This window comes from Gillisia lutea (assembly GCF_021568705.1).
GTDB lineage: Bacteria > Bacteroidota > Bacteroidia > Flavobacteriales > Flavobacteriaceae > Gillisia > Gillisia lutea.
The window spans coordinates 498,145-509,606 of the sequence record NZ_JAKGTH010000006.1; the positions used below are offsets into that span (position 1 = coordinate 498,145).

At 37.0% G+C, this 11,462-nt stretch carries 11 protein-coding genes; 5 read left to right on the forward strand and 6 right to left on the reverse strand.

Annotated elements, in window-relative coordinates; genetic code table 11:
• Positions 1-160 precede the first annotated feature (160 nt).
• Together L1I30_RS02295 and L1I30_RS02300 are read right to left on the reverse strand one after the other, a co-directional pair.
• A complete protein-coding gene (locus L1I30_RS02295) occupies positions 161-1,702 on the reverse strand; it encodes a glycine--tRNA ligase (protein ID WP_236132632.1) in 1,542 nt (513 codons plus the stop codon).
• A 63-nt stretch (positions 1,703-1,765) separates the two neighbouring features.
• Positions 1,766-2,650, reverse strand: coding sequence for a DUF8428 domain-containing protein (locus L1I30_RS02300; RefSeq protein WP_236132633.1), 885 nt, complete (start codon positions 2,648-2,650; stop codon positions 1,766-1,768).
• Positions 2,651-2,711: 61 nt separating this feature from the next.
• Between L1I30_RS02300 and L1I30_RS02305 the strand changes: the two genes are divergently transcribed.
• Together L1I30_RS02305 and L1I30_RS02310 are read left to right on the forward strand one after the other, a co-directional pair.
• Entirely contained in the window at positions 2,712-3,392 is a 681-nt protein-coding gene (locus tag L1I30_RS02305; protein WP_236132634.1) for a ComF family protein, read from the forward strand.
• Positions 3,393-3,437: 45 nt separating this feature from the next.
• Positions 3,438-5,048 carry an Ig-like domain-containing protein gene (locus L1I30_RS02310; protein ID WP_236132635.1) on the forward strand — a complete coding sequence of 537 codons (1,611 nt, stop codon included), beginning with the start codon at positions 3,438-3,440 and terminating at the stop codon, positions 5,046-5,048.
• On the opposite strand, the gene L1I30_RS02315 is transcribed toward L1I30_RS02310, so the two are convergent.
• Positions 5,035-5,814, reverse strand: a complete 780-nt coding sequence (locus L1I30_RS02315) for an amidohydrolase (RefSeq protein ID WP_236132636.1) — start codon at positions 5,812-5,814, stop codon at positions 5,035-5,037. The genes L1I30_RS02310 and L1I30_RS02315 overlap by 14 nt on opposite strands.
• A gap of 99 nt (positions 5,815-5,913) precedes the next feature.
• On the opposite strand from L1I30_RS02315, the gene L1I30_RS02320 reads away from it, so the two are divergent.
• Positions 5,914-6,417, forward strand: coding sequence for a DUF1440 domain-containing protein (locus L1I30_RS02320; protein WP_236132637.1), 504 nt, complete (start codon positions 5,914-5,916; stop codon positions 6,415-6,417).
• A gap of 72 nt (positions 6,418-6,489) precedes the next feature.
• On the opposite strand, the gene L1I30_RS02325 is transcribed toward L1I30_RS02320, so the two are convergent.
• From L1I30_RS02325 to L1I30_RS02335, 3 genes are all read right to left on the reverse strand, one after another.
• Positions 6,490-7,233, reverse strand: coding sequence for a succinate dehydrogenase/fumarate reductase iron-sulfur subunit (locus L1I30_RS02325; protein ID WP_236132638.1), 744 nt, complete (start codon positions 7,231-7,233; stop codon positions 6,490-6,492).
• A gap of 67 nt (positions 7,234-7,300) precedes the next feature.
• Positions 7,301-9,304 (reverse strand): fumarate reductase/succinate dehydrogenase flavoprotein subunit, encoded by a 2,004-nt coding sequence (locus L1I30_RS02330; protein ID WP_236132639.1) that lies wholly within the window; start codon positions 9,302-9,304, stop codon positions 7,301-7,303.
• Positions 9,305-9,313: 9 nt separating this feature from the next.
• A complete protein-coding gene (locus L1I30_RS02335; protein ID WP_236132640.1) occupies positions 9,314-9,979 on the reverse strand; it encodes a succinate dehydrogenase cytochrome b subunit in 666 nt (221 codons plus the stop codon).
• A gap of 266 nt (positions 9,980-10,245) precedes the next feature.
• Between L1I30_RS02335 and L1I30_RS02340 the strand changes: the two genes are divergently transcribed.
• Positions 10,246-11,160: a DnaJ C-terminal domain-containing protein gene (locus L1I30_RS02340; protein ID WP_236132641.1), complete on the forward strand. Its 915-nt coding sequence runs from the start codon at positions 10,246-10,248 to the stop codon at positions 11,158-11,160.
• A complete protein-coding gene (locus tag L1I30_RS02345; RefSeq protein ID WP_236132642.1) occupies positions 11,157-11,447 on the forward strand; it encodes a chaperone modulator CbpM in 291 nt (96 codons plus the stop codon). Before L1I30_RS02340 ends, L1I30_RS02345 begins: the two co-directional genes overlap by 4 nt.
• The last annotated feature ends 15 nt before the right edge of the window (positions 11,448-11,462 follow it).

An 11,462-nucleotide genomic window follows, 5' to 3' on the forward strand; every position in this document is an offset into this window, starting at 1 on the left:
CGAGTTTAAAAATAGGCATTTATTAAACAAATGAGGTAGGGGCATATTAATTTTAAGCAAATCTATGCAGGTAAATCCTATATATAACTAAGATAGAGGTAAAACAAAAAAGCTGCACTTCCAAAATGAAAATGCAGCTTTTTTATACATTAGAAATAATCTAACTATTTCCCATCCATTTCTTGAAGTTAACTTCAGCATCGATTATTGAAGCTAACTCAGAGATTAGAACTCTTTTCTGAATCATTGTATCTCTATATCTTACGGTAACCGATTTATCCTGAAGTGAATCATGATCTACCGTTATACACAATGGGGTTCCAGCTGCATCTTGACGGCGATACCTTCTTCCAATGGCATCTTTCTCATCATATTGTACTTTGAAATTCCACTTTAATTCATCTATAATTTCCTGGGCCAATTCGGGTAGGCCATCTTTTTTAACCAAAGGTAGGATGGCTGCTTTTGTAGGAGCTAAAATAGCCGGTAATTTCAGTACCGTTCTACTGCTTCCATCTTCCAGTGTTTCATCTTTTAAAGAAGAAGATAATACCGCAAGGAACATTCTATCTAATCCGATAGAGGTTTCAACTACGTAAGGCACATAATTCTCATTTAATTCTGGATCAAAAAATCGTAATTTTTTACCTGAATGCTCTTCATGTGCTTTCAAATCGAAATCTGTACGAGAGTGAATTCCTTCCAATTCTTTAAACCCAAATGGGAAATTGAATTCTATATCTGCAGCTGCATTAGCATAATGAGCTAATTTATCATGATCGTGAAAACGGTAATTCTCTTCGCCTAAATTAAGAGAATAGTGCCATTTGAGACGTGTTTCTTTCCAGTGCTCATACCATTTTAACTCTTCTCCCGGACGCACAAAAAATTGCATTTCCATCTGCTCAAATTCACGCATTCTGAAGATGAATTGTCTTGCAACAATCTCATTTCTAAACGCCTTTCCCGTTTGAGCAATTCCAAATGGAATTTTCATTCTTCCGGTTTTTTGAACATTGGAAAAGTTTACAAAAATCCCTTGCGCTGTTTCCGGTCTCAAATAAAGATCAGACGAAGTATCTGCAGAAGCACCCATTTTTGTTCCAAACATTAAATTGAACTGACGCACATCTGTCCAATTTTTAGAACCTGTATCTGGATCGGCGATTTCCAGTTCTTCTATAAGCGCCTTTACATCAACTAAGTCCTCATTAGTAAGCGAACGTCCAAGACGTTCTAATATTTCTTTACGCTGAGATAGATACCTAATAACCCTATCGTTAGTAGAAACAAATTCTTCCTCATTAAAGGCATCTCCAAAACGTTTTTTAGCCTTGTCTATCTCCTTCTGCGCTTTTTGTAATAATTTTTCAGCATAATCTTCCACCAAAACATCGGCACGATAGCGCTTTTTGGAATCTTTATTATCTATTAGCGGGTCGTTAAAAGCATCAACGTGACCAGAAGCTTTCCAAGTTTTAGGATGCATTAGAATAGACGCATCTATTCCAACTATATTTTGATGCAGTTGCACCATGCTTTTCCACCAGTACTCCCGAATGTTCTTTTTAAGTTCGGCACCATTCTGACCGTAGTCGTAAACTGCACTTAAACCATCGTAAATCTCGCTTGATGCGAATATATACCCATACTCTTTGGCATGGGAAATCACATTTTTAAATAAATCTTCTTGTTTTGCCATACTGCAAAAATAAAAAAACCGCCTTGATAACAACCAAGGCGGTTCCTGATTTTTAAATATTTGTTATCTTAAGCTGAAAGAGGAGGTTCCAATTAATTGAGCCCCGGCGTACACATATACTTTATAAGTACCTTCTAACAATCTTTCCTTTTTAGTATTAGACAATATACACACATCTAACTCTTCATTTTCGTAGAAGATTTTAGAAGATGCGCTATACACCATTACACCACCATCGTGCTGTACGGCTATTTCATCGCCTACAAGTTCATTTTCAGGATTGTAAACCTGTACATACATATTCTTTTCTCCGGCTGCCGCTAAGGCATTCTCGGTAACTGTAAAACAAGTTCTTATCTGGTCTATCCTGTTTGTGCGGTCATTCTCAACCAGTTTTCCACTGTTTCTAACAATTACCCCCTCACCTTTTAAAGAAGTAACTTTTAATTGAGCAGCTCTATCTACTTTAGTTGAAAGACTCTGATTGGTTTGTTGCAAAGAATCAGATACTCGAACTTTTTCTGCCAGTACAGTATTTGTACTATCTATCGTAGTAGCCAAAAGCCTGTTTTGATTACTCAAGCTATCCACCACTCTAAACAGTCTATCTTTTTCGCTTTTTAAATTTCCTATTTCTCTTCTATATCTGGAGATCATTACCAGATTAGCGTCATTGTCTTTCACTGAATCTAATAAAACTGCAATACGCTGGCGCGCATCAACAAGGTCTTGATCCATTACATCGTTGGTAGCAATGGCTTCGTCATACTTAACTATTAAATCATTTAATTCATCTTCAATAACAGCTTTTTCCTTTTGAAGAATCTCTTTATTTTCCTTTTCCTCGTTATAAAATTTAACCGTATAAATACCTAAGGCTAATAATGCTACAGCCAAAATACCGGTTAAGATCTTAAGTGCGGTATTACTCTTTTTTTCGGTCATCATATTTTGAAATTTAGTTTGTAAATTTATGAGTTTAAGCACGCAAATTACAATTCATTAACAAATGTTTCACGATTTAATCAATTTATTTTATCCTGAATCCTGTGCGATTTGCGGATCAAATCTTGCTAAAAATGAACATATTATGTGTGTTCTTTGTCTACATGATATCCCTGTCACCAATTATCATCTTGATAACGACAATCCTGTTAAAAAAGTATTTTACGGTAGAGTTGAAATAGAAAACGCTTGCGAACTCCTTCTATTTAGAAAGAAGGGAGCCGTTCAGAAATTGATACACGAACTTAAATACAAAGGAAGACAGGAAGTTGGAGTATTCCTAGGAAATTGGCTTGGCACCGAACTCTCTATGCTTCCAAAATATAAAGAAATTGATGTTGTCATTCCCGTACCACTACATAAAATAAAACAACGGGAAAGAGGCTATAATCAGGTAGAAGGTTTTGGCAAACAATTAGCAACTAGTTTAAACATTCCTTATTTAGATAATGTCCTGTTTAAAACTTCAGTTTCCGGCTCTCAAACCATAAAAGCACGATTTGCCAGATGGGGCACTATTGAAGAAACTCTTATCATGAAAAATCCCGACTTAATTACTAACAAACATATTCTTCTTGTAGACGACCTTGTTACTACCGGAGCAACTTTAGAAGCATGTGCTAATGTACTTAAAAAGGCTTCAGGCGTTAAAATAAGCATTGCAACTATGGCTTATACCGGTTAACAAAATAAAAAATAATTGTTTCTTTGCTTAAAATTTCCATATTTAATGAAAAAGTATCTTTCACCGTTGACCTTAGTGCTTTTTACGCTGCTTTTTGTGCAATGTGCAAAGAAAGGAACTCCTACCGGAGGAGAGAAAGATGTGCTGCCTCCAAAATATGTAAGAGCGACTCCCGAGAATTATTCGGTTAATTTTAAAGATGATGAAATACGTATCTATTTCAATGAATATATAAAACTGAACAAAGCACAGGAGCAAATAATATTTTCTCCCCCAATGGATCCAAAACCGGAAATTACCCCTTTGGGAAATGCCAGCAAGTACATCAAAATAAAATTAAACGATACGCTTAAAGAAAATACTACCTATGCCTTTAATTTTGGCACCAGCGTAGTAGATAATAATGAAAACAATCCGTTACCTTATTTCAGCTATGTTTTTTCTACAGGGAGTTACATAGATTCGCTGTCAGTAACCGGAACGGTTTCTGATGCCTTATTAAAGCAAGCAGAGCCATTTATTTCTGTAATGCTATATGAGATTAATGATACCTACTCTGATTCCTTGGTTTACACTACTCCTCCTCGCTATATCACAAATACACTGGATAGTTTAAAGACCTTCAGCTTAAACAATTTAAAAGCAGGAACCTATCAATTAGTAGCTCTTAAAGATCTTAATAACAATTATAAATTTGACCCCGCAAAGGAAAAAATCGCTTTTTTAGAGACACCTATAACCATTCCTACAGATTCCTCTTTCAATTTAACGCTGTTTAAGGAGGAGCTTGCATTCAAGCCGGAACGCCCAAAACAACTCGCCAAGCAAAAGATTCTTATTGGATATCGAGGAAAACTTTCTCTAGATAGTTTAACACTAAATCCTGTTACCAATACCCCGTCAAACTTTGAATATCGCTTTACCAAGGTTGCCGACAAGGACAGTTTACACTTGTGGATAAAACCCGCCATTGAACAAGACAGTCTTAAATTTGAACTTATTTCATCAAAAAAAAGAGATACTCTGCTTACACGTTTAAGTGAAATGCCAAAAGATTCTCTAATTATTACCACTGAACCTTCCGGTAATATTGAATTCAATAATGATTTTATAATAAAAGGAAATACGCCTTTGACAGGAAAAAATGATTCCCTGATTCGTATAATAAACAAGGACTCGCTACCTATAGATTTCACTTCGCAAATAAGACCTCTCGATAATAGTATTCGTATAAAATTTGAAAAGAAAGAGAGTGAATCCTACCAAATTAGCCTTTTCCCAGGTGCAGTTACCGATTTTTACGAGGCCACCAATGATACAATTGTTAAAGTGCTTAGAACAAAAGCTTTTGCCGACTATGGCAACATCACCCTTAACCTTCAAAATGTGAGAGAATTTCCAGTTATCGTACAGCTAACAGATGAAAAGGGAGCTGTAAAATCGGAGCTATACAGTACTTCAGAGAGCCGCTTAAGGTTCAGCAACATCAATCCCGGAAAATATCTTATTCGCGTGATTTACGATAGCAATTCTAATAAGAAATGGGATACCGGTAATTATTTAAAAAGAATCAAACCCGAAGAGATCATTTACTTTCCGGAGATTATGGAAGTGCGTGCAAATTGGGATATCAATCAGACATTTATTCTAAAGTAAATCGATCTCTATCTGCTAGGAATTTTAAATTATTGCGAGTTGAACTAATATGCTCATTTTTTAGCCGAATTACCTGGGTAAATTCATCAGATCGATTATTAGAAAAAAGCGGAGCTCCAAGACTGTCATATGCTGCAGTATGTCCATTATAATTATACTCATTTCCATCCATTCCTGTGCGATTTACCCCAATACAATAAGCCATATTTTCAATAGCTCTGGCCTGTAAAAGAATATCCCAAGCATGGATGCGGGTTTCCGGCCAGTTTGCCACATACAATAGCATATCGTAATCTTCGGTGTTTCGTGACCATACAGGAAACCGTAGATCGTAACATATTAGAGGACATATTTTCCAACCTTTATATTCTACGATAAGTCTATTTTTTCCTGCGGCATAAGTTTCATTTTCCTTTGCTAAGGTGAAAGTATGGCGCTTATCATACTTTTCGAAAGAACCATCCGGAAATACAAAATAAAGCCTGTTATAGAACTGCTCTCCTTCTTTTACTATAAGACTGCCCGTAATAGCTACCTTTTTACTATTAGCTATTTCCTGCATCCAGTTAAAAGCTTTTCCGTTGGGTTCTTCATAGAGAGATTCAGCATTCATAGAAAAACCTGTGCTAAACATTTCAGGCAGCACTATTAAATCTACTTCCTCCTGGATATCATCGATTTTCTTAGAAAACACCTCTAAATTCTGTTCAGGATTTTCCCAAATCAGGTCTGCCTGAATAACTGCTACGTTTAAATTTTGCTCCATATGTAAAGCTATTAAATTTCGAATTCCTGCTGCTAAATGCATGTTAAAAGATTGCATTGGAGGGAGAATATAAATAGTTTTATTTAAAATTCCAGCGTTATGAACATCGACACTTTTTTTAAACAAAACTCTTTTGCCTCTAGCACCTCGCGAGGTTTAATTTCCGGTTTTATTGGCGGTTTAGCGGGAACGGCAGTTAAAAGCTTAATTGAAGGAGTTTTACCGGTTAGGAAAATTGAACAGAAGTCGGCACAATTAAAAATTGTAGACGATCTCTCTACCAAAATAACGGGCAGCCCTATAAGTCAGCAAAATGAAGTTTTAGCTGAGCAATTGGTGAATTTCCCTTTTGGAGGAAGTATAGGAGCGGCGTATGGATACGGGAAAAAGGATAAAGATCAAATGCGGTTAATTGATGGAGCTATTTTTGGTGCTACCACTTGGGTTTCTACTCATGAAACTTCATTACCAATTATGGGACTGGAATCAAAACCTACCAACATCCCCATTAAAATGCAGGCAAATGAGCTATTTGCACATTTAGCTTTTGGTATTACTACAGAGCTGGTGCGAAGTCTTGTGAACGAACGTTTAAAGAAATAATCACTATTTTATAAATAAAAAACCCGAGTTTTATTTACTCGGGTTTTTTATTTATATGTGTTTTAAAACGTATTATTTCACACTCGCTTTTAGATACTCTCGGTTCATTCTTGCGATATTTTCTAGAGAGATCCCTTTAGGACATTCTATTTCGCAAGCTCCAGTATTGGTACAGTTACCAAATCCTTCCTTATCCATTTGCTCTACCATTGCCAGTACACGGCGATCTGCTTCTACTTCTCCTTGTGGCAATAAGGCAAACTGACTTACTTTAGCTGAAGTAAATAGCATAGCACTTGCATTCTTACAGGCTGCTACACACGCCCCACATCCAATACAAGTTGCTGCATTAAAAGAATCATCAGCATTTTCCTTTTTAATAGGAATAGAGTTTGCGTCTATCGTATTTCCAGAAGTATTCACAGAAACATACCCATATGCCTGCTGAATTCTATCAAAAGAAGTACGATCTACAATAAGGTCTTTTATAACCGGGAAGGCAGTAGCTCTAAAAGGTTCGATAACAATAGTATCTCCATCTTTAAAAGTACGCATGTGAAGTTGACAGGTAGTGATCAATTTATCAGGACCGTGCGGCTCTCCATTGATTTGCAGTGAACAGGCACCACAAATTCCTTCACGACAATCGTGATCAAATTCTACCGGTTGCTCACCTTTATTTACCAAGTCCTCATTAAGCACATCTAACATTTCAAGAAAAGACATATCTCCGTCTATTCCATCAATGATATAATCTACCATTTTCCCTTTAGCTTTGGCATTTTCTTGACGCCATATTTTTAATGTAAGCTTCATATTTTCAATTTGAAGATTTAAAGATTTGTTGATGCGCATGTATGAGCACATTTACCAAAGCTTCAAATTATTTATAACTTCTAGTTTTCAACTCAATATTTTCAAACACCAACTCTTCTTTATGCAAGATTGCCTCACTTGGTTTACCTGTATATTCCCAGGAAGCAACATATTTAAAGTTTTCATCATCTCTTAGCGCTTCCCCATCTTCGGTTTGATACTCTTCTCTAAAGTGACCTCCACAAGACTCTTCCCTGTGCAATGCATCTTTAGCGAAAAGCTCCCCTAATTCAAGGAAATCTGCTACTCTTCCTGCCTTTTCTAATTCAGCATTCTTAGTATCGGCAGATCCGGGTACTTTCACATTTTTCCAGAAATCCTCACGCAGTTCAGCTATTTCATGAATCGCCTCTTGCAATTCTTTAGCGTTTCTGGACATTCCACATTTGTTCCACATGATCTTACCTAATTTCTTATGGTAATGATCTACAGAATGTTGTCCTCCGGCGTTCATCAATTTATTGATTCTATCTGTCACATCCTTTTCAGCAGCGTCAAATTCTGCAGTATCGGTTGGAATCTTTCCTGTTCTAATATCTTTAGAAAGGTAATCTCCAATAGTGTAAGGAAGAACAAAATATCCGTCGGCCAGCCCTTGCATTAAAGCAGAAGCACCTAATCTGTTCGCTCCGTGATCAGAAAAGTTTGCTTCTCCCGCTGCATAACACCCAGGGATAGTAGTTTGTAAGTTGTAATCTACCCAAAGTCCACCCATTGTATAGTGAACCGCAGGATAGATCATCATAGGAGTTTTATATGGGTTTTGATCTACGATCTTCTCGTACATCTGGAATAAGTTACCGTATTTAGCCTCTATAACTTCAGTACCTAATTTTACAACCTCTTCTTTTGAAGGGTTTTTATGCCCTGATGTGAAAGCCTTTTCTTTTCCATAACGCTCTATAGCGCTCGCAAAATCTAAGTATACAGCTTCTCCAGTTTTATTCACTCCATATCCCGCGTCACAACGCTCTTTCGCAGCTCTTGAAGCCACATCTCGTGGCACCAAGTTTCCGAAAGCAGGATAACGACGCTCTAAATAATAGTCTCTTTCTTCTTCTGAAAGATCGGTAGGCTTTTTCTTTCCGGCTCTAATTGCTTCGGCATCTTCTATTTTCTTAGGCACCCAGATACGGCCATCATTACGCAATGATTCCGACATCAAGGTTAGTTTAGACTGATGATCTCCAGAAACCGGAATACAGGTGGGGTGAATTTGAGTATAACATGGGTTTGCAAATTGAGCTCCTCTACGGTGCGCTCTCCAAGCCGCCATTACGTTACTTCCCATTGCATTGGTAGAAAGAAAGAATACGTTTCCATACCCTCCGGAAGCCAATACTACCGCATGAGCTGAATGACGCTCGATTGCTCCCGTCACCATGTCTCTAGCGATTATTCCTCTGGCTTTCCCGCCCACAAGTACAACATCCATCATTTCATGACGATTAAAGGCTTGAATCTTTCCACGGTTTATCTGGCGATTCATTGCAGAATACGCTCCTAATAACAATTGTTGCCCTGTCTGCCCTTTCGCGTAAAATGTACGTGAAACCAATACCCCTCCAAAAGAACGGTTATCCAGCATTCCGCCATATTCACGTGCAAAAGGAACTCCCTGAGCAACACATTGATCTATAATATTTCCTGAAACCTCAGCCAAACGATATACGTTAGCTTCACGAGAGCGATAATCTCCTCCTTTTACAGTATCGTAAAACAATCTGTAATTAGAATCTCCATCTCCTTGATAATTCTTTGCGGCGTTAATACCACCCTGAGCAGCAATAGAGTGTGCCCTTCTTGGAGAATCCTGGTAACAAAAAGTCTTTACGTTATATCCAAGCTCTGCCAATGTAGCTGCTGCACTACCTCCGGCAAGCCCTGTTCCTATTACAATAATATCAATATTACGCTTATTGGCAGGGTTAACTAAGTTGATGTTATTTTTATAGTTGATCCACTTTTCTTCAAGTGGTCCTTCCGGTATCTTTGAATCTAAAACTGACATAAATCTTACCTATTGAACGTTATTAATATAATGAAAAAGAGCTATAAAAATAAACCCTAACGGAATAACTATCGCAAATGCAACAGTAAAGCCTCTCAACCCTTTTGAATATTTGTTATTGAAACCAACAGACTGAAATGATGAAGAAAAACCGTGTATTAAGTGAAGCATCAAAAAGATGAATGATAGCACGTATAAACCTGTTCTTACTGGGCTTTCAAATTTTGCAACTAGTTCTCCATAATATCTAGTTGCATCTTCAGGATGAGACTGAATATATTTATGAACTATTTCCGGAAACCAGAAATCGTAAAAGTGAAGCCCTAAGAATGCCAGAATAACCAGACCAGAGTAGATCATGTTTCGAGACATCCAGCTAGAATTAGCGCTTCCATTAAATCTTACATAATTAATACTTCTAGACCTTCTGTTTCTTATTTCAAGGACAAACCCCATTATAAAGTGAAAACACACCCCAAATATCAAAATAGGCTGCAATAGAGCCTGCACTAAAAAATTAGTCCCCATAAAATGGGAGATCTCATTGAAAACGTCTGGACTAATAACCGACGTTAAATTGATAGTAAAGTGTTGAGCTAAAAATAAGACTAGGAACAGTCCAGATAAGGCCATAGCAAACTTTCGTGCTACAGAAGATTTTAGAAATCCACCCATGGGTTTTATTTTTTTATAAAATTTTGATAGCAAAAATACACCTCCTACCAGTTATTAACAAACTTTAAGCTTGTTTTCAACTCTATTTAGAACTAATTTAAAAAGGTTTATGAATTGTTTATCTAGACAGGTAAATATAGCCTTGACGTATTATTAAATAAGAGTTAAAAACAAATAAAAAAAACAAAGTATATTTCCATTGATTTCTCCCTCCAAATACCTCAAAGATTATTAATTTAGTAGGACATCAATTCCTATTCATTTCAATGGATTTTATCGACTACTACAAAATTCTGGAGCTGGATAAATCTGCTAGTCAGGCTGATATTAAAAAAGCCTATCGAAAACTGGCAAGAAAATATCATCCAGATCTCAACCCTAATGATAAGAGTGCCCAGGCAAAATTTCAACAAATAAATGAAGCCAACGAAGTACTAAGTGATCCTGAAAAACGTAAAAAGTACGACCAGTATGGCAAAGACTGGCAACATGCCGAACAGTTTGAAAAAGCAAAACAACAGCAGCAATATTCGGGTGGAAGTTTCAACAGAGGGGGACGACAACAGCAACAATATTCCGGAAGTTTTGATGAGGATACTTTTTCTGATTTTTTTGAACAGATGTTTGGTGGTGGGGCCCGAAGAAGAGGAGCAGGAAGAAGCCCTCAATTTAAGGGACAGGACTTTAATGCAGAATTACAACTTAACTTAAAAGATGTTTACACCTCTCAAAAACAAACCCTCACCGTTAACGGTAAGAACATCAGGCTAACAATACCTGCAGGAGTAGAAAACGGACAAACCATACGCATAAAAGGACACGGGGGCCCTGGAATGCAGGGTGGGCCGAAAGGAGATTTACTTATCACTTTTAAAATAGTTAATAATACTGCTTTTAAAAGAGAAAAGGAAAACCTGTATTCAGAAGAAGAGATTAACCTCTATACTGCATTACTGGGAGGTGAGATTACCATTAATACCTTTACAGGTAAAGTAAAACTAAAAGTGAAACCTGAAACTCAATCGGGGACCCAGGTTAAATTAAAAGGAAAAGGTTTTCCAAAATATAAAAAGGAAGGCGAATTTGGAGATCTCTATATCACCTACAAAGTGAAGATGCCAACCAAACTCACAAAAAAGGAAAAAGAACTTTTTCACGAACTTCAAAAATTGCGCTCATGAATTTAGACGAACTTATTTCCACTCAGGATATTTGCTTGAATTATAAGGTAGAGCACACTTTTATACATTCATTACGCGAAAGTGGGCTTATAGAAATTATTACTTTAAAGGAAAAGGACTACGTGCACTGCGATAGGATTTCTGAATTTGAAAGATTTCGACGACTTCATTACGAGCTGGATATAAATCTGGAAGGACTGGAAGCAATTACCAATTTACTAGAGCGACTGGAGCAACTTCATCAGGAAAACCAGCGGTTAAAAAATAGACTGGAGATGTATGAATAGCTCAAACGTTAACGA